Raw genomic sequence first — 19,079 nt, 5'->3', positions numbered from 1 at the left:
TTGCTTGGTGACAATAGCGTTTTGGACCCACCTGACTCCATGCCGAACTCAGTAGTGAAACGAAACAGCGCCGATGATAGTGTAGCATTTGCTATGTGAAAGTAGGACATTACCAGGCTTCAAATGGTAGAGAGCCCGACTAGAAATAGTCGGGCTTTTTTACGTCTGCAGAAAAGTGATTTAGGTATTCCTCTAAGCGAAGCGCTTCTTGGCGAATAATTTGTATCAATCAGCAATAATATTTAATCAATTTGAGGGATTAAATCTGACCCTAACTGCGTTAAAAACCTCAAATATGAAACAACTGGATAACGAATTTTTGTCCTTCTTTTATCGACTCCGCTTAGTTATTGCTCTAATCTCAATTTATGATCTGTTCAATTATGTAGTTTATAAAATGTGACAGAGTTCGTTTAGGTAAAATTAGAATAATAAGGGCTTAATCATGAGTAAAGTTGAAAACCACCCGCATGGTGTTTTTTGTTGGTCAGAGCTTTGTACGCACAATTGGAAAGACGGTAAGGCGTTTTATACATCTTTATTTGATTGGGGGCATGACGATCAACCTATTGGAGAGAACATATACTACACCATGCTACAAAAGCAAGGTGATGATATCGCTGCAATGTACGAAATGCCTAAAGAGCAAATTAGTGCAGGTATCCCAAGTCATTGGTTGGCTTACATTGCCGTCGATAATATTGATGATTGTGCGCTAAAAGCAAAAGAACTAGGTGCTGAGGTTATTGCCGGTCCTCATGATGTTATGAATGCAGGACGAATGTTGATGCTAAAAGATCCAGTAGGCGCAACTGTTGCACTATGGCAGGGGAATGAGCATAAAGGTTGTAAGCACTTAGGTGAATTAAATACGCCTTATTGGCATGAGTTAGCAACAAGAGATAGTAAAGTAAGTCGAGACTTTTACTGTGCTTTACTAGGCTGGGAAAGCAAAATAAAGCCTATGGAAGGGATGGACTACATTTTATTTTTAGTCGATGGACAACCAATTGCCGGTATGCTTGAAATGACAAGTGAATGGCCTGATGATACCCCTGCTCATTGGATGATTTATTTTGCAGTAGAGAGTTGCGATGTAATTGTTAGTAAGGCCGCTAGCTTAGGTGGACAAGTATGTGTTCCTGCAATAGATATCCCCGATGTTGGTCGTTTTAGTGTTATATGCGACCCTCAAGGTGCTGTATTTTCGGTGATCGAATCTGTTATGGATGACGTTTAAACACAGTTAAATTAGCTTTAGCGTTAATTTGCTCGCTAGTTTGATATAATACTCGTCAATTAAATCGTCAGAAAGTGCAGAGAACGCAATGGAATTTGAACAAGATAGTAATTTAACCCTCCCTTTATTTCTATTAGATGAATCATTAAGTAATAGAGACTTAGAGCAGCCTGATTTTGAAATATCAATTGGACTTGATGATGAGTTACTTGCTCAAATTTGCCAGAACCCAAGTGAAGATAGCAGTGTCGCTATTACTGTTAGCGGTTATGAGTTGCTTATAACTAATCCTCTGTACTTAGCTATATTAGATCAAGAGCACGATGCGCAGATAACATTAACGCATGGCCCTCTTTTAAGTATTGTTTTGAATACTGAAGGTCAGAATACATTCGTTTCTCCTCAAATGGATATGATGCCCACCTTTGATTTAGGTGATGAGGACGACGAATGAGAAAAATACTAATAAGTACGATAGTACTCATTATTTTAAGTGGTTGTGCATATTTGGGAAATGCTCACTACGATGATCTTTTTGGACCTGAACAAACACAAGAGAGAATGGTGCCTCATACAACAGGTGCTGGTGCTGATTTTTTACAAAATGTAAAACCTGTACTCGATACCCGCTGCGTAGTTTGTCATGGTTGTTACGATGCACCATGTCAACTGAAGCTCTCATCCCCTGAAGGTATTGACCGAGGTTTGAGTAAAGAGCTCGTTTACGATGGAACTCGTTTATTGGCAACAACCCCAAGCCGTTTATTATTTGATGCAACTAATACTCAGCAATGGCGAAAGAAAAACTTTACGCCAGTGCTAAATGAGCGCGTGCAAAGTGAAGAAGCTAACTTAGCGGGCAGTGTGTTATTTAATAGCTTAGTGTTAAAGCAAAGCCATGAATTGCCAGTAAATGAAGTGTTAGGTGATGAGTTTGACTTTTCGTTAGCGCGTTCGCAAACCTGCGCAACAATGGGTGAGTTCGATCGATTGGCAAGTGATCAACCTCATGGCGGCATGCCTTATGGTTTACCTGGTGTTTCGCGTGAAGAGTTTAATCACTTACAGAACTGGCTTAAAGGTGGTGGTAAAATGTCACATATTCAGCCACCAAGTAAATATGATCAGAATAAAATAGCGGGCTGGGAAGCATTTTTAAATCAAGATAGCTTAAAGTATCAGTTATCAGCACGGTATATTTATGAGCATTGGTTTTTAGCACATATTTATTTTACTTCAGAAAACCCACAAAGCTTTTTCAAATTAGTTCGCTCAAGTACGCCTCCTGGTGAGGAAATAAAGTTAATTAACACGCGCCGCCCATACGATGACCCTAAAGTTAGCCGTGTTTATTATCGTTTTATGCAAGAACGTACAACCATACTTTCTAAAACACATTTACCACTTGAGCTTAATGAAGCTAAATTACTGCGTTTATATGAGCAGTTTATTGCGCCAGATTATACTGTTACGAAAATGCCTAGTTATGAGGCTAAGGCAGCATCTAACCCTTTTAAAACTTTCGAAGTTATTCCAATTAATTCTAAGTATCAATTTATGCTTGATGAGGCAGAGTTAATTATTATGGGCTTTATAAAAGGGCCTGTTTGTCGTGGTCAGATTGCTTTAAATGTTATAAACGATCATTTTTGGGTGGCTTTTGCTGATCCTAATAAAGTAGCGACTCCGGCTGTAGGGGAAATGCTAATGCAACATGAAGAGGCATTAGAACTTCCTGCCGCTGAGGAGAGTAATGCCTTACCCATTTCTAGCTGGGTTAAATATTCAGTTCGCGAGAAAAAGTATTTACAGGCGAAAGTAGAGTTGGCTAACAAAATGTTCAAAGGTGGTGAGCACCTTACAACAGACTTACTTTGGAAAGGTGATGAGCATAATAAAAATGCGGCACTAACTATTTTCCGCCATTTTGATAGTGCAACTGTAGTTAAAGGTTTTATTGGTCAAGAGCCTAAAACCACCTGGATATTAGATTATGCTTTGTTTGAGCGTATTCACTATTTGCTTGTAGCAGGCTTTGATGTGTACGGAAATATAGGCCACCAATTAGTGACACGCCTATATATGGATTTTTTACGTTTAGAGGGAGAGCAAAACTTTTTAGCATTGTTACCTGAGGCTAAGCGTAATCAAATCAAAAAGCAGTGGTATCGTAATTCACCACCTGACTTATCTAAGTTCTTTAAAAATAACCGAGAATTTAGTCAGCCAAGCGGTATTAACTATAAAACTGATGATCCACAGCATGAGCTATATACTTTGATGAAAGAAGCCTTAGCGCCAGTTTTAAGTGAAAGATACAACTACACTGAAGTACCAAAGCCGTTAAATGTAGTAAGTTCTATGCCAGCAAAAGCGGTAAACTTGTTACCTCAGCTTTCTTTTGTACTTGTAAAGCAAAAAGATAATAGTCATAAGGGCTACACTATTATTCATCATAATGCGCACTACAATATTTCTAGTTTATTAAACGAAGATGGCCAACGTGCTTATGATGAAGATACCGCAACGATTGTTCCTGGCTTTATCGGTGATTACCCAGCAGCTATTTGGTATTTAAATAACGAGCAGCAAGTAAATGCTTTTGCCGAGCAATTGCCTATGATGCAAATAGAAGCCGATTATGGTGCTTTGAAATCTAAGTTTGGTATTCGACGTACTCATCCACAGTTTTGGCAATACAGCGATATATTGCACGATACAGCTAAAAAGTATCGTGGGATAGAATATGGAATGTTCGATTATAATCGATTAGAGAATCGCTAATATAATTTTACTACAATGGCCCAGCTTGATGCTGGGCTTTTTTATTGGGTATTAATAATTCGCTTAATTATTTTGACTGATTCTTCGTTTTAAAAAATTAGTCTACACTTATATAAAAAAACTGGTTTATACATGTTCAATATTATTAAAAGCGTGAGAACACGTTACCGATGGGCACTAATTGCAATAGCGCTATTAATAAGTGGCTCTGCTTTATTAATGCAGCATAGTTTTTCTGTTCAAAAGTTTGATGCAAAAATTATTAACATCGCTGGTAGCCAGCGCATGCTCTCACAGAAAATTGCTTGGCACAGTAATGCTATGCTTAACATCAGTAATTACTCGCCAGCTCATACTGAGTCACTTGAGAAGTCCCTCAATACATTTAAAAAGTCCCATCAAACATTATTAACTAAAAACTCTGATGACGAATACATTTACTTAAATCCAGCGTTAGTAGACTTATATTTTGGTGAAACGATAGGGTTAGATAAAGCGGTATTTGACTATATAGAACAAACAGAGCGGCTTTTGTATCAGCAAGGAGAGATAAACCACTCAGTATTTTCTATTAAGCATGTTGAAACTTTATTAACAAAGCTTGATAAGGCAGTGAGCTTATTTGAATCTCAAGCTGTTAAAAAAGTAAATTGGGTCGCCAACCTAGAGATACTATGTTGGTTATTGGCAATGACATTATTACTTATTGAGTTAAGATTTGTTTTTATACCAATGGAAAAAGAGGTTTCAGACACGCTTTTAGAGCTACAAAAACAAAAAGATTTTGTTTATCAAACAAGTCAAAATAAAGAGCATTTTATTGCCAGAGCGAGTCACGAATTTAGAACACCTTTGCAGGGACTTATTACGTCTATTGAGGAGCTAGAGGTTTCTGATAAACAGCAAAGCGTTAAAACCCAAGCTAACTATTGCGCGCTTAGGTTAATAGCCATATTAGATGAATTACAAGACTTGCAGGCTTTAAGTGCAGGTAAATGGGTACCGCATTTAAATGATGAAAACCTTTTAGAGTCGTGTAATAAAGTAGTAATAGCTTACAAGCATGCGTGTAAGCAAAAAGGCCTAAAACTAGTTAGTCGTTTAGATGAATCGTTAAATTGTGTATGTAAACTGGATCATCAACGTTTGCAGCACACACTTACAGAGTTAATTAGTAACGCTATTAAGTTTACACAAAAAGGTGAAATTACTGTTTCAGCTAAGCTTTTAAATGATGAATTTCATTTAACGGTGAGTGACACTGGCAGTGGCTTTTCGAAGAAGATTACCAGTCTTGAATTTGACTCATTTAAACAAACCAATCACTTTCAAGGGTTAAGAACTGGCCTAACCCGGGTTCAATACGTTGTAAAAGCACTGCATGGTGAAATTACTTTTACAAATAATAAAACTCATGGTGCTTTGGTGTCTTTGTATTTACCAGTGACTATAAGTAAAGCCCTCCCAACACCTCTTAAAGTAAACGACAAGCTAACGTGTTTAGTCGTTGAAGATAACCCATTAAACACTATGTTATTAACCCGCATACTTAGTTTATTAGGTTTAAGCTATGATTGCGCAGAAAATGGTAAAGTCGCGTGTGATATGGTGAGTGAAAATCAGTACGATATTGTTTTTATGGACCTAAATATGCCTGTAATGGATGGGTTTGAGGCTATTAAAAAAATACGTTCCGATCTTAATAAAGTAATGCCAATTATTGTTATAACAGCAAATACCTCACAAAATGATATAGAGCGAGTTTATGAATACGGAGCTAACCTCCATATTCATAAGCCAATAAGCCAGCAAGCAATTAAAGACGCATTAAATAGTATTAGCGTTGTTAGTGAAATAAATTAATTTTGCGGATAACAAGCTTGCTAAGCACTTTTAATATACGTTAACTTGCTGTTTTAAGGTTTATTAGGAAAAGTTAGTGCAGTCAATTACGCTTGAGCAATTTAATGGTTACTTACAAGGGCAAGGTAAAAGCCGTTACGATATATGCAACCTAGATTGGCAAGTAAACCTAGGAGAACATTGGTTACTTTTAGGTGCTAATGGAGCTGGTAAATCTGCTCTGACAGCTGCGTTAATCGGTGAGGCTAAGTGCGAAAGTGGTAAGCGTATAAGTAGTATTAATAAGCTTATGCTCGTGTCTTCAGATTCACATAAACAGTTACTAGCTCAAGAATTAGAGCATGAAAAGCACACTCTCGTTAAAGACCTTATTTTTACAGGGCATAGTAATAATGATGAATTATTAGCGCAGCTAATAGAATTATTTAAATTTAGCTCATTACTAAATAGGCATTTTAGAGACCTTTCAACGGGTGAAACTCGTAAACTCCTACTTATAAAAGGACTCAGCTCCCATAGTGAGTTAGTCGTGCTTGATGAGCCATTTCATGGACTCGACGTACAATCTTGCCAGCAGCTTAATAAAATACTCATAGAACTTAGCCAAATTATTACTTTTGTTTTTGTACTAAACCGCCTAGACGAAATCCCTTCATTCATCACTCACTATGGCTATGTAAACCAAGGTTGCTTGTTACATACTTTGGCAAAGCCAGACAGTGAACAATTGAGTGATTTACTAAAACTACTTCATTTAGAACATACCTCATTGGATGTGCCATCTCCGGATACTGAACAAGAGCAAAAGGCATTCACCGGTAATACCTTAGTTAAATTGAGTAATGCTAAAGTTAGTTACAGTGATGTAAGCATATTCAAAAATCTCAATTGGACTATAAAAAAGCATCAGCATTGGCAGCTTAGTGGAGCGAACGGTTCAGGCAAAACATGCCTATTAAATTTAATAACAGGTGATAACCCACAGTGTTATAACAATGACATTGAAGTGTTCGGTTTTAAACGTGGGACAGGGGAGAGTATTTGGGATATAAAACAGCATATTGGTTTTATATCTAACGCGCTACATATGGATTACCGCGTAAGTATATCGGCTTTAAATACTGTTATTTCAGGATTATACGACAGCATAGGTTTATATCAAAAACCGAGCGACGCACAAATTAATATTGCTAAGCAGTGGCTGGCATTTATTGGTTTAAGTGATAAACAAAATACCTCATTCACCCAGCTATCGTACGGCGATCAACGTATGCTTTTAATTGTGCGAGCTATGGTAAAACATCCAACGTTACTTATTTTAGATGAGCCTTGCTTAGGCTTGGATGAAGCAAACAGGCAACGTGTACTGCTACTAATAGAGAAAATTTGTGCTGCCAATACAAGTACTGTGATTTATGTAAATCATCATGCGGCAGACAAAATTAAAGGAATAGAGAATTACTTAAAAATGGAAGACTTTAGTTGTTAGTTCGTTTTTTATATTTTTTATTAATGCTTTCTATTAAGTAAATAACAATTTCAATCGCAATAAAAATAGAGGCAAGGATTAACCCACCACTTGGTTTAAAATACCCCTCTTGGTAGTAATATACTCCATTGATAAAAAGCATCGTGAGAAAAAATAAAATCTCAAATTGAAAACGTTTCATAATTTACCTAAACATTATGAGCTTACTTAGCGAGTTTGTTTACGTAAGCTCTATTGGGGTCATTTTTATTTTAAAGACGAGTAACGCTAAAGCCTTTATCTCGAAGTTGTTTAAGTAACCCGTGTTTTTCAGGTAAATGCAGAGCGCCTACAGCAATAAATAGCTGCTCGTTTGCTAAACGCGGTGTGAGTTGTTTAACCCAATTATTATTGCGGTTAGTTAGCATTACTTGCTCGCTAATTTCACCGTAATTACTGTCATCAAAACTCATGTTGTAGTAATCGGTTAGTGTGTCCATGTCACCGCTTTTCCATGCATTAACTAACTTGATAAAGTAAGTATTAATATCGGCTAGTTGCTCAAAGGTTTCTTCAATCATTTCATTGCTTAATAGCGCCATACCATCAAACATTTGTAGTTGTTGCTCTAGGGTTTCAAGCTCGCCAATTTTAATATTATGCTCTTTAGCATAACTAAGCACTTGCTTGTCTATGCCGGTTTTATCTGAATATCCTGCATTTTGAAATTCAATTTGCATCATAGTCACCATAACAGCCCAAGGCTTTAAGCCATTAAACATAGCAATATCAATCGACTTTTTAGCAAAGTAATCTTTTAGCTTGGTATAATTTTGCTTTGAAAGCTCAGTTTGTAATGTTTTACCGTCACTTAGCATCATAAATGGCATTGAGCGCTGCTGCATTTCAAGTGGAGTAAGTTTGCTTATATCAACTTCAACAATGACTTCTTTGCTTGCACTAATTGCATCGGTTACATTTTTAGGTAAGCCTTTCATGCTGGCATCACCAACGTGTACAGTGCCAAATAGGTATGAGCTGACGCCATTTTTTTCTATTTTATATAAGGCAGGTGCTGCATAGCTGTTAAAGCTAAATGTTATAAGTAATGCCACAATAAAAAAGTGGCTAACACGGGTAAGAGCATTCATGGTTTGTCCTTAAAATCTCAAAATTAGTAGTGTAAATACTAACCTAAATTTACTTCAGAGGTAACGTTAATATAAACGTTAACGTATTGTTTTCGGTATTACTGGCCGTAATAGTAAAGCCATTTAAGTTACATAAGCTCTGTACAATTGATAATCCTAAACCATGGCGCTGATTATTAGTTCTAGATGAATCTAGCTGATAGAGCGGGTCAAAAATAGCAATTAGCTGTTCACCACTTAGTGGTTTATTTACTTTGTTACTAACAGAGATGCTCATGTTTGTGCTGTTATTTACGGCAGTTAATTTAATTGGCGCCTCAGGAAGTTCATAAAATAGTGCGTTATCGATTAAGTTACACAAAATGGTATTTAAACTAAATTCGTCAACATTAAGTGTAATCTCGTCACTTATTTCGTTATTTAAACGCGTTTTGATACTTGGATGCTTAAAGGTCAGCTCATCAATAATTTGATTTACTAAGTTATTTAGCATGATATTTTGTGCATTCAATTGCATAGCACTACTACTTGAGCGCTGCAATAATAAGAGGTTGCTAACAATTGTTTTCATACGCTGTGAAATATTAAGCACATCACTGGTATAGGTGTCGCTAATGCGTTTATCGTCAGGGTAGCGAATAGCCACCTCTGAGAGGCTTATTAGTTCAGCTATTGGGGTTTTAAGCTCGTGTGCAATGTCGCTTGTTAGGCGTTTTTCATTACTATAGAGTTGCTGATTAACGGTAATAAACTTATTTAGTTCATTACGTATAGGTTCTATTTCTTCTACTTTAAAGTCGCTTTCTATTGTTTGCGCAACACCGGTAATATCGAGTAACTTAATTTGGTCGTTTAAATTGTGTAGTGGGTGCAGGCCTTTATTTACAATACGTGTCACTAAATAGCGCACACCAAACACACCAAGTACACAGGTTAAAATAAAGACCACATCAATAATAATCAGTACTTTATTAAGTTCGGCTGTCGGCGCTGCGATTGCAAGTGTCATGGTATTAAAAACAGCAGAGTGAGTGGGATTTCTATCATCTTTTTGGGCTACAAAGTGACTTATAAGTGCGCGGCCATCACGCCCGTTAGGAAGCTCGTAATCTATAATTTTAGATTCATTTATCGGCATTTCTAAAAAAGGCAGGTTAGCATTTTCATAAAGCGCTAATGAGTCCGAGCGCTCAAAAACATCACTGCCATGCCATAACTGGTAAAACTCCGTGGCATCTGCAGCTTCATACTCCGACATAAACTCACCAGCAAAATCAAATTCAACCACGTTGTTGTCATCTTCAACTAAGGTTTTTAAGTAGTTAGCTTTATTAGTTAAAGACTGATTGAACTGATCTTCCACCCAAGTATCAACACTTAAATCAACGGTTAAAAATATGGTGAATAAAATAACTGAGATCACAGCGCTAATATTATTAACGAGTTTACGTTTTATTGAGTGATTTTTATTTTGTTGTTGCGACATAACCAAATCCACGTTTATTTTTTATCGGGAGCTCGCCATCAAACTGTCTTACTTTTTTACGTATGGTTGAGATGTGTGCTTCAAGCGCATTTTTAGAGAGCATATCAAACTGACCTACCACCGCTTCACTTATAAGCTCGAGCCCCAATACTCGCTCTGGGGCGTTAAATAAGCATTCTATTATTTTGTATTCATTACGCGTGAGCTCAATGGCATATTGCTTGTAGTGAAGAGTTTTAAGGGAGAGATCTAATACGCAATCACCTACGGTAAGGGTATTTTGTTGATTTTGCAGTGAACCACGACGAAGTAATGCAAGGACACGAGCATGGAGTTCTTCAAACGAAAATGGCTTAGTTAAATAATCGTCAGCGCCTTTCATAAGGCCGTTAATTTTATCTTGAGGCTCACTTCGTGCCGATAAAATTAGCACACGGCTTTGGCTATTACTGCTGCGCAGTGCTTGTAAAATACTCATGCCATCAACGCTCGGTAGCATTAAATCAAGTACGAGGAGGTCGTAGTTTCCACTCAGTGCCATACTCAACCCTTCTGAGCCATCACCAGTTTCATCTACGGTAAAACCAAGGTTGCTAAGGCCAACTTGCAAGCTGCGTCTTAGTGCTTCAGAGTCTTCAATAACGAGGATTTTCATGTTTACTCGGTTTATAAAAATAGCCTTGTTACTTTAACAAGGCTTTATTATCAAGTCACTTGGTTAATGATACCAACCATTTGTATAAGCTAGATTACCTAAGTTCGCGTGGGCTAGGGCTTTTTTAACTAGTTGCTCATCGTTTTCACATGGCACAAGCTGGTTATTGCTATACGTATAGGTGGTTGCTGGTTTTTGTGGTTGTAATACCACCACTTTATTATCGTGCATGTAGGCAAAGTTTTTGTCGTATTGCATCATTGCGCGTTGTTTGTTGTCGCTAATTGGCTTTGATAAATCATGACCTATCATTGGGTGCTTACCACTTGCGCCAATTAAAGACAGTAGAGTAACAGGAATATCGAGCTGACTGGCTAGTTGGCTATCTCGTTTATGGGTAATACCTTTTCCAAAAATAACGGCCGGAATTTTAAAGTGATCCACCGGTACTAAATTCGAACCCGATACGCGCGAGTCGTGATCGGCAATAACTATAAATACAGTATCATCCCAGTAGCTCGATTTTTTAGCTTTTTCGATAAAGGTGCCTAGTGCGTAATCGGCATACTTGGCAGCATTATTACGGGTTTGTTTTTGTTTATCGTACAGCGTTATTTTATCGTCAGGAAAGTCATACGGGCTATGATTAGAGCTTGAAAATATAAGGCTAAAAAAGGGTTTGTTTTGATTTTTAAGCTTAGTAAGTTCTATATCGGCTTGGTCGTACAAGTCTTCGTCTGATGCGCCCCACGAGCCATTAAAGTCTATTTTTTTAAAGTTATTTGTATCTACGATACTTTTAAAACCGTTGCCTAAAAAGAAGCTGCGCATGTTATCAAAATGGCTTTCGCCACCATAAATGAACTGCGTGTTGTAATTTTGCTTCGCTAAAAAATCAGCAATGGTAAAAAAGTCACGTTGTGATTTATCAAGTTTAACAACTGCACGCGAAGGCGTTGGTGTAAATCCTGTAATTACCGCCTCAATTCCACGTACTGAACGTGTACCCGTGGCGTATAAATTATCAAACCCCCAGCCTTGTTTATAAAGGGCGTCTATATTAGGTGTAAGCGGTAAACCGCCAAGCGTGCCTACATAACGAGCACCTAAACTTTCTTGTAAAATAATGACTAAATTTTTTGGTTTACCTGTATTACTTGCGCCATGAAACGTTTTTGTAGGGGCGGTTACATCACTAAATGTGCCTTGCGTATTTTGCATGTTACTACGCACAATACTAAGTAATTCATCGGTGGGCATTTTACCGTAATAGTCTTGGCTCGATTGCTCATTAGAAAGTTGCTTAACTGCAAACGCGACGCTATAAAGTGAGTTAAGGGTTAAGTCGTTAAGTAAATGATCGGTAGAAAACGAGACCATGGCGGGGTTAAGTGGTCTGTGTCCTAATGAGCTGCGGGCGCCAAAAATAGTTAAGCATACTAAAACAAGCGCTAAAATTGATTGATTTAAACCTGTTAGTGATGACTTGCTTTGCCATTGATTGCTAAATATTTTACTTGCAAATTTACAGCTTAAAATAAGTGCTATAACAGCAATAAATACTTCTACCTTATAGCCTGAAAAAATCATTTTTGAGACTTCTTTAGGATAAATTAAATATTCTATAAATAAGCGGTTTGGGCGTAAATCGTACTCGTTTATAAACGTAGGCGTAATCACTTCAAAAAAAACAAGTAAAGCAGACATCGTCACTAAATAAATTTTAATGAGGCCGCGTACTTTATTTTGCCAACCTACGCTTTGCATCAGTAAAGTAAGTAGTAATGCGGGCATAATAATGTAGCTTAGAGTGGCTATATCAACTCTTAAACCACCTATAAATATAGATAACCACGCATGCAATCCAAATACACGCTCCCCTTGCCATACACTTAATCCAAAGCGAGCAAGTGTTAAAAAGCTAAGTGCCAAAACAGCAAATACAACAAAAATCCATACAGGGCCAAGTGCATTTTGTATTTTAGGTATAAAAGTTAGCTTTATGCCCATAACACAGCCCACCAAATAAGAGCGGCAATTAGCATAGCTATAAACACGCTTGCAGAGGCTATATCTTTAGCTAGCCCCGAAAGCTCATGGTATTCACTGCCAATTCTATCAACTACAACCTCAACTGCCGTATTTACCAGCTCAGCAAACAATACAAAAAGCAGGCTAGCTATAAGCAGTAATTTATCCCTTAGTGCAATTTCTTGTAGCCACACAAACACACCGAGTAATGAAAACAGTGCTAGCTCTTGTTGAAACGCCGCTTCAAATCGACTCATCCATTTTAAGCCGTTAAAAGAATGGCTTAAGGTAAAAATAAGGCGCATTAAGCCTTGGCGTTTTATAACGGTTTTATTACTCATAGTTTTATTTCGCTTGGTGTTGTTTGGCAGTTAGCAAGTAAATCAAGTGATGCCTGATACGTTTTGCTTTTAATGCCAATTAAATTTAAAAGGGTGTGAAAAATATTGTTGTGTGAGCGTGCAGCGCGGGTGTCTAAATTAGCTAAACAGGTATTAGTAATGCGCTGATTATGCTCATCAGCCCACATATAAAGAGGAACGTGCGTTTGTGTGCTAGGTGCAAAGCTATACGGAAAACCATGTAAATAAGCACCGGCTTCGCCAAGTGATTCACCATGATCAGAGACATATAAAAACTGCTTATCTATGTTGTTTGGCAGCGCTTTTAATTGCTCAATTACCTGGGCGTTAACAAAGTCGCTGTACGCAATTGTGTTGTCGTAGGTATTAACTAATTCATCGAGTGAGCAGTTTTGAATGTCGCTTCTGTCGCACGTGGGCGTAAATTGCTTAAATTTTTCTGGGTAGCGTTTAAAGTAGGTTGGTCCGTGTGAGCCCATCATGTGTAGGACGATAACGGTATTAGCTTGGTTTAAATTAGCGAGTTTGCGCTTAAGTGGAGCAAGCAGTGCTTCATCAAAACAATATTTTCCATCGCAAAGCGCTGATGGGGTGGTTGGGATATCAATGTTAACAACACGGGTGCATACGTTTTTACAGCCGCTGTTGTTATCAACCCACAGTACGTCGCTGCCAGCTTGTTGTGCTAAGTCAACCAGGTTTTGTTGGTTGTCGGCTGCTAATCGATCAAAGTTATCTTGTGTTTGCAGTGAAAACATACACGGCACAGACACTGCAGTAGCGGTGCCACAAGACGCCACATTATTAAAATACGTCACATTATACTTTTGTGTATAAGGATTGGTGTTGCGCTTATAACCTTGATAAGAAAAGTTTTCTGCTCGTGCGGTTTCGCCAACAACCATAACTGTTACGCTGGTGGTGTTAGGCGCAATTAAGGTAGGTGTTGCATCTATATCTTTAAATTCTATATTGGTATACAGCAGCTGATCGCGCATATATTTATAACCGCTAGAGAGATACTGAAATGGGATGAGTTCTTTTTTCAAAATGCGGTTATTGCGGCCAGTGGCTGCGTAGTCGGCGTAAAAGTTTACGACCACTAAAGCAATTAATGAGCAGCACGCTACAATAAGTTTTATACGACTAATCGCTTCTTCGTGAGGACGGGTAAAGTGTATTTTTACTTTGCTTAATATAAAAACAGGTAGCGCACAAAACAGTAGTAGAAAGCCTATGAGCTGCGGATTTAAATAGCTCAGTGCTTCGCTTGAATCAGTTTCGAACGTGTTTTGAATCATTGAATAGTCAAACACGACGCCGTAATTTAATGAGCCGTAAAGTACGGCACTCGAAATTATCAGTAAAAGGTAGTTAATTGGTTTTAGTAACCACCTAACCGACACTATTGAAAAGAAAATAATTAAAAGGCATAACAAAAGCAGTGGCACTGAAAGTAAAAATAGCCATGAAAAAGATGCAAGGGAGGTGATGGCGTTAAACGAACCTTGAATAAAAGGAATGTTTATAACTAAACAGTAATAACAGGCAATCATCACTACAAAGGCATTTGCACTACAGTGAATGTAAAACCGCTTACTACGATTTGGCTTTTTTTGTGCTGGTGTTTGGCTAGTTATGTTCATATTTAGGCTCGTTTAAAATAACAACGCCATGCTATGCAACAACACTTAAGAGTCGCTTAAGAGAACCTACGCATTACCTGAAGGTGATAAATAATTTTATTTATAAAAATATTCTCAAAAATTAATCAAACCTTAAATAAGGGATATAAGAATAGTGAATTTCTGAGATTAAAATTAGAGCATAAAAAAACCACTACCAGCTTGTATAATGAATTTTAAAACCTGATAAATTGCATTTTAGTCTTTTTGTTAGATTAACTTTGGTGTTGACTTAAAGGGCCTAGCGCGGTACTAATATAAAAAGAGAGCGAAGGAATAACCTTCGCGATAATTGAACAAAATTTGGTATTAATTACATGCTTACAAACGCACTTAACCTAGTCCTGATTATTATCGTGGTGATTATTCCCGCGAGGGCTTCGTAGTGCTTTAAAAACTTAAGCATTAAAAAAGCCCTCCGCACTTAACCGTTCGGAGGGCTTTTTAGTTTTAAGGGTAAAATTTGTAATTGGGTTGTCACTGAGGAATGAGGGTTTATTAATGACAGGCGCAGAACTAACAATCGACTTATTGGCCAAACACGGCGTAAATGAAGTATTTGGCTACCCAGGCGGAGCTATTATGCCAATTTACGATGCGCTGTATGGCGCGCCAGTCAAACACTACCTAACTCGCCATGAGCAAGGTGCAGGGTTTGCAGCTGTTGGTTATGCTCGTAGCACACGTAAATTAGGCGTATGTTTTGCAACATCGGGCCCAGGTGCAACTAATTTAATAACCGCTCTTGCTGATGCGATGATGGACTCAGTACCATTATTGGCGATCACCGGCCAAGTGCCTACTGCAGCTATTGGTTCAGATGCGTTTCAAGAAATAGATGTACTAGGTATGTCGCTTTCGTGTACTAAGCACAGCTACATGGTAGAACGAGCTGAAGACTTAGCAGAGATATTACAAGAAGCAATTCATTTAGCGCAAAGCGGCCGCCCAGGTCCTGTACTTGTCGATATCCCAAAAGATATTCAAATGGCTCAAGTCCCTTTTAAACCTTGGCTAGCAGCTGATGAATACTTACCAGAGTTAGATTTAAAGCAAGTTGCTATTGCTAATCAATTGTTGAGTGAGGCTAAACAGCCTGTAGCGTATGTAGGTGGTGGTGTACAAGCCGCTGATGCGCAAGACGAACTAATGCAATTTTTAAATAAAACTCAGATGCCAGCTGTATCAACACTTAAAGCGCTAGGCAGTGTATTACCAGATTACGAACATTACTTAGGTATGTTGGGTATGCATGGTGGTCAAGCTGCTAATATCGCAGTGCAAGAATGTGATGTACTTGTATGTATAGGGGCACGCTTTGATGACCGCGTAACAGGCAACTTAGCTAAATTTGCAGCTAAAGCTAAAGTAATCCATTTAGATATAGATGCTGCTGAAGTTGGTAAGCGAAAACCTGCTAAGGCTTCATTAATTGCCGATTTAAAAACGTCGTTACCCGCACTTGAGTGCTTTGTAACACCTAAAGCTTGGTGTGACACAAATAAAGAAATGAATATTAAGCATGCGTGGCGTTACGACTACCCAGGTGAGAAGGTTTTTGCACCGTACTTATTAAACCAACTAAGCCAACGCATGCCAAAAACAGGGGTTGTGTGCTGCGATGTAGGTCAGCACCAAATGTGGGTAGCACAACACATGAAGTTTACTCATCCGAGTAATCATTTAAGCAGTGGTGGTGCAGGGACAATGGGCTTTGGTCTACCTGCGGCTATTGGTGCACAAGTAGCACGCCCTGATGACTTTGTTATCACTGTATCGGGCGATGGTTCTATAATGATGAATATTCAAGAGCTGGCCACTATTCGTCGTAACAATTTACCTGTAAAAATATTAATTTTAGATAACCAACGTTTAGGGATGGTTCGCCAATGGCAGGAACTATTTTTTGAAGGGCGTTATTCTGAAACTAACCTGTCGGATAACCCAGACTTTGTGCAATTAGCCGCTGTATTTGGTATTCCTGGGCAAACAATAACTCACGCTAACCAAGTTGATGATGCGATAACTGCATTAGTTAATAGTAAAGGGCCGTACATAGTACATGCCTGTATTGATGATAAAGAAAATGTTTGGCCACTTGTACCACCTGGGGCTGCTAACGACGAAATGATGACGGAGAAAGCAAAATGAAACACAGCCTAACTATTGCATTAAAAAGCCAAAGTATAGCGGTAGAGCGCTTTTTACGAGTGGTGCGTCATCGTGGTTTTGACCTTACGCATTTTCAGCTCAATATGGACGATGGTTTTTATAATGTAGACATGACGGTAGATAGTGATAAACCAATTCACCTTTTAACCAGCCAGTTAAATAAGCTGGTGGATGTCAAAGAAGTCACTTTACAAAATTTACAGCAACAACAGGCTGTGTAATTACGAACTGAAAAACAATTTACGAGTAACTGAATCACTCGGTTACTCACCAATTTTAGAATGAGGAATGCCCGCTTATTTTGCGGCAAAAACTGAGGTAACTATGGCTAAATTAAGAAGTGCAACAACAACTGAAGGGCGTAAACGCGCAGGCGCTCGTGCATTATGGCGCGCAACAGGTATGACCGACACCGATTTTGGTAAGCCGATTATTGCCGTAGTTAACTCGTTTACACAATTTGTACCAGGGCATGTTCACCTTAATCAGTTAAGTGAACTTATGGCTGAAACCATTACACAAGCCGGTGGCGTCCCTAAAGAATTTAATACTATTGCGATTGATGATGGTATTGCAATGGGTCACGGCGGCATGCTTTATTCGCTGCCTTCACGCGACTTAATTGCTGACTCAGTTGAGTATATGGTAAATGGTCATTGTGCTGATGCGATGATTTGTATTTCAAACTGCGACAAAATTACTCCAGGAATGATGCTTGCAGCACTACGCTTAAATATTCCGGTAATATTTGTATCAGGCGGCCCAATGGAAGCAGGTAAAACTAAGCTTGCTAACATCGATATTAAACTTGATTTAGTAGATGCCATGGTTAAAGGCGCTGATGAATCGGTAAGTGATGCAGATTCAGAGCAAGTAGAGCGCTCTGCGTGTCCAACATGTGGCTCGTGTTCAGGCATGTTTACTGCAAACTCAATGAACTGTCTGCTAGAAGCGATTGGTTTAGCATTGCCAGGTAACGGTACGACGCTTGCGACTCATAAAGACCGTAAACAACTGTATGTTGAAGCGGGGGCTCGTATTGTTGATTTATGTCGTGAGTATTATCAAAAAGATAATCAAGATGTATTGCCACGTGCTATTGCTAACAAAACAGCCTTTATGAATGCAATGGTTGTTGATATTGCAATGGGTGGCTCGTCAAATACGGTATTGCATTTACTTGCTGCAGCGCAAGAAGCGGGCGTTGATTTTGATATGTCGCACATTGATGCGCTCTCTCGTAAAACACCATTTTTATGTAAAGTTGCACCAGCGACACCTGAATATCACATTGAAGATGTGCACCGCGCAGGCGGCATGATGGCAATCGTACGTGAACTTGGCAAAGCAGGCTTAGTTGATATGTCAGTTAATCATGTTGCAGGGTCAACTATGGCTGAGCTCGTTAAAAAATGGGATGCAACAGATCCCACTAACGAAGCGGCGCGCAAATTTTACCGTGCTGGCCCTGCGGGCATTCGTACCACTAAAGCAATGAGCCAAGAGTGTCGTTGGGACGAGGGCGATAATGACCGTGTTAATGGGTGTATCCGAAGTGTCGAACATGCTTTTCGTCAAGATGGTGGCTTAGCTGTACTTTCGGGTAATTTAGCAGTTGATGGCTGTATTGTTAAAAGCGCTGGCGTTGTTGATGAAATGCTACATTTTGAAGGTACTGCAGTCGTGTACGAGTCACAAGATGATTCTGTAGAAGGTATTTTAAACGATGAAGTAAAAGCCGGTGATATCGTGGTTATTCGTTACGAAGGCCCTAGAGGAGGCCCTGGTATGCAAGAAATGCTATACCCAACTAGCTACTTAAAATCAAAAGGCCTAGCTGAAAAATGTGCACTTATTACTGATGGTCGCTTTTCGGGTGGTACTTCGGGTTTATCAATTGGTCATGTGTCGCCAGAGGCGGCAAGTGGTGGTGCAATTGCTTATGTTGAAAATGGCGACAAAATCATTATTGATATCGCAACACGTGAAATCACATTAGCGTTAAGTGATGAAGAGCTTGAAGCACGTAAACAAAAACAATTAGCACGCGGAAAACTGGCGTACAAACCAGTTGATCGTGAGCGCTATGTATCGTCTGCTTTAAAGGCTTATGCATTACTTGCAACAAGTGCTGATAAAGGCGCAGTGCGTGACTTAGCTAAATTGGAGGCGCTTAGTTAAT

Annotated in this window: 15 protein-coding genes and 1 rRNA gene; 9 read left to right on the top strand and 7 right to left on the bottom strand. The window is 38.7% G+C overall.

The annotated features are described in order from the left end of the window. Positions 1 to 3 precede the first annotated feature (3 nt). The 6 genes from rrf to H5126_RS11005 all read left to right on the top strand — a co-directional run bounded on the left by rrf (position 4) and on the right by H5126_RS11005 (position 7,376). Positions 4 to 118 (top strand): 5S ribosomal RNA (gene rrf / locus H5126_RS11030). Between the two features lie 327 nt (positions 119 to 445). Continuing rightward, the gene (locus tag H5126_RS11025; protein ID WP_182721019.1) at positions 446 to 1,240 is read left to right on the top strand and encodes a VOC family protein; all 795 of its coding nucleotides are present in this window, start codon (positions 446 to 448) and stop codon (positions 1,238 to 1,240) included. Between the two features lie 88 nt (positions 1,241 to 1,328). After that, entirely contained in the window at positions 1,329 to 1,694 is a 366-nt protein-coding gene (locus H5126_RS11020) for a hypothetical protein (RefSeq protein WP_002959878.1), read from the top strand. Next, positions 1,691 to 4,024: a fatty acid cis/trans isomerase gene (locus H5126_RS11015; protein ID WP_182721020.1), complete on the top strand. Its 2,334-nt coding sequence runs from the start codon at positions 1,691 to 1,693 to the stop codon at positions 4,022 to 4,024. Before H5126_RS11020 ends, H5126_RS11015 begins: the two co-directional genes overlap by 4 nt. 132 nt (positions 4,025 to 4,156) lie before the next feature. Further along, the gene (locus H5126_RS11010; RefSeq protein ID WP_182721021.1) at positions 4,157 to 5,887 is read left to right on the top strand and encodes a response regulator; all 1,731 of its coding nucleotides are present in this window, start codon (positions 4,157 to 4,159) and stop codon (positions 5,885 to 5,887) included. Positions 5,888 to 5,963: 76 nt separating this feature from the next. Beyond that, positions 5,964 to 7,376 (top strand): ATP-binding cassette domain-containing protein, encoded by a 1,413-nt coding sequence (locus tag H5126_RS11005; protein ID WP_182721022.1) that lies wholly within the window; start codon positions 5,964 to 5,966, stop codon positions 7,374 to 7,376. Here H5126_RS11005 and H5126_RS11000 read toward each other — a convergent pair. From H5126_RS11000 to H5126_RS10970, 7 genes are all read right to left on the bottom strand, one after another. Beyond that, positions 7,366 to 7,557 carry a hypothetical protein gene (locus tag H5126_RS11000; RefSeq protein ID WP_008166123.1) on the bottom strand — a complete coding sequence of 64 codons (192 nt, stop codon included), beginning with the start codon at positions 7,555 to 7,557 and terminating at the stop codon, positions 7,366 to 7,368. The genes H5126_RS11005 and H5126_RS11000 overlap by 11 nt on opposite strands. 70 nt (positions 7,558 to 7,627) lie before the next feature. Next, complete coding sequence (locus H5126_RS10995) at positions 7,628 to 8,506, bottom strand: TraB/GumN family protein (protein WP_182672745.1); 879 nt, start codon at positions 8,504 to 8,506, stop codon at positions 7,628 to 7,630. Between the two features lie 49 nt (positions 8,507 to 8,555). Then, a complete protein-coding gene (locus H5126_RS10990; RefSeq protein ID WP_182721023.1) occupies positions 8,556 to 9,992 on the bottom strand; it encodes a sensor histidine kinase KdpD in 1,437 nt (478 codons plus the stop codon). After that, the gene (locus H5126_RS10985) at positions 9,973 to 10,647 is read right to left on the bottom strand and encodes a response regulator transcription factor (protein WP_182721024.1); all 675 of its coding nucleotides are present in this window, start codon (positions 10,645 to 10,647) and stop codon (positions 9,973 to 9,975) included. Before H5126_RS10985 ends, H5126_RS10990 begins: the two co-directional genes overlap by 20 nt. 63 nt (positions 10,648 to 10,710) lie before the next feature. Next, a complete protein-coding gene (locus H5126_RS10980) occupies positions 10,711 to 12,657 on the bottom strand; it encodes an LTA synthase family protein (RefSeq protein ID WP_182721025.1) in 1,947 nt (648 codons plus the stop codon). Continuing rightward, on the bottom strand, positions 12,648 to 13,019 hold the full coding sequence (locus tag H5126_RS10975) for a diacylglycerol kinase (RefSeq protein ID WP_007582120.1): 372 nt from the start codon (positions 13,017 to 13,019) through the stop codon (positions 12,648 to 12,650). Before H5126_RS10975 ends, H5126_RS10980 begins: the two co-directional genes overlap by 10 nt. Further along, positions 13,016 to 14,686 carry a phosphoethanolamine transferase gene (locus H5126_RS10970; RefSeq protein WP_182721026.1) on the bottom strand — a complete coding sequence of 557 codons (1,671 nt, stop codon included), beginning with the start codon at positions 14,684 to 14,686 and terminating at the stop codon, positions 13,016 to 13,018. Before H5126_RS10970 ends, H5126_RS10975 begins: the two co-directional genes overlap by 4 nt. A gap of 540 nt (positions 14,687 to 15,226) precedes the next feature. On the opposite strand from H5126_RS10970, the gene ilvG reads away from it, so the two are divergent. From ilvG to ilvD, 3 genes are all read left to right on the top strand, one after another. Further along, positions 15,227 to 16,876, top strand: coding sequence for an acetolactate synthase 2 catalytic subunit (gene ilvG / locus H5126_RS10965; RefSeq protein WP_002959891.1), 1,650 nt, complete (start codon positions 15,227 to 15,229; stop codon positions 16,874 to 16,876). Continuing rightward, the gene (gene ilvM / locus H5126_RS10960) at positions 16,873 to 17,118 is read left to right on the top strand and encodes an acetolactate synthase 2 small subunit (RefSeq protein WP_002959893.1); all 246 of its coding nucleotides are present in this window, start codon (positions 16,873 to 16,875) and stop codon (positions 17,116 to 17,118) included. The genes ilvG and ilvM overlap by 4 nt, the downstream gene beginning before the upstream one ends. A 103-nt stretch (positions 17,119 to 17,221) precedes the next feature. Next, the gene (gene ilvD / locus H5126_RS10955) at positions 17,222 to 19,078 is read left to right on the top strand and encodes a dihydroxy-acid dehydratase (protein WP_024596945.1); all 1,857 of its coding nucleotides are present in this window, start codon (positions 17,222 to 17,224) and stop codon (positions 19,076 to 19,078) included. Position 19,079: the final 1 nt, after the last annotated feature.

Source organism: Pseudoalteromonas sp. SG45-3, from assembly GCF_014164075.1.
In the GTDB taxonomy this organism is placed as follows: domain Bacteria; phylum Pseudomonadota; class Gammaproteobacteria; order Enterobacterales; family Alteromonadaceae; genus Pseudoalteromonas; species Pseudoalteromonas distincta.
This window is presented reverse-complemented; position numbering and strand designations above follow the sequence as displayed.

Bases quoted from the DNA above. Each gene is read 5' to 3' on its own strand.
- H5126_RS11015 (WP_182721020.1), top strand. From the start codon at position 1,691: ATGAGAAAAATACTAATAAGTACGATAGTACTCATTATTTTAAGTGGT.
- H5126_RS10990 (WP_182721023.1), bottom strand. From the start codon at position 9,992: ATGTCGCAACAACAAAATAAAAATCACTCAATAAAACGTAAACTCGTT.
- H5126_RS11000 (WP_008166123.1), bottom strand. From the start codon at position 7,557: ATGAAACGTTTTCAATTTGAGATTTTATTTTTTCTCACGATGCTTTTT.
- H5126_RS10995 (WP_182672745.1), bottom strand. From the start codon at position 8,506: ATGAATGCTCTTACCCGTGTTAGCCACTTTTTTATTGTGGCATTACTT.
- ilvM (WP_002959893.1), top strand. From the start codon at position 16,873: ATGAAACACAGCCTAACTATTGCATTAAAAAGCCAAAGTATAGCGGTA.
- H5126_RS10985 (WP_182721024.1), bottom strand. From the start codon at position 10,647: ATGAAAATCCTCGTTATTGAAGACTCTGAAGCACTAAGACGCAGCTTG.
- H5126_RS10975 (WP_007582120.1), bottom strand. From the start codon at position 13,019: ATGAGTAATAAAACCGTTATAAAACGCCAAGGCTTAATGCGCCTTATT.
- H5126_RS11010 (WP_182721021.1), top strand. From the start codon at position 4,157: ATGTTCAATATTATTAAAAGCGTGAGAACACGTTACCGATGGGCACTA.
- H5126_RS11020 (WP_002959878.1), top strand. From the start codon at position 1,329: ATGGAATTTGAACAAGATAGTAATTTAACCCTCCCTTTATTTCTATTA.
- H5126_RS10970 (WP_182721026.1), bottom strand. From the start codon at position 14,686: ATGAACATAACTAGCCAAACACCAGCACAAAAAAAGCCAAATCGTAGT.
- H5126_RS10980 (WP_182721025.1), bottom strand. From the start codon at position 12,657: ATGGGCATAAAGCTAACTTTTATACCTAAAATACAAAATGCACTTGGC.
- ilvD (WP_024596945.1), top strand. From the start codon at position 17,222: ATGGCTAAATTAAGAAGTGCAACAACAACTGAAGGGCGTAAACGCGCA.
- H5126_RS11025 (WP_182721019.1), top strand. From the start codon at position 446: ATGAGTAAAGTTGAAAACCACCCGCATGGTGTTTTTTGTTGGTCAGAG.
- ilvG (WP_002959891.1), top strand. From the start codon at position 15,227: ATGACAGGCGCAGAACTAACAATCGACTTATTGGCCAAACACGGCGTA.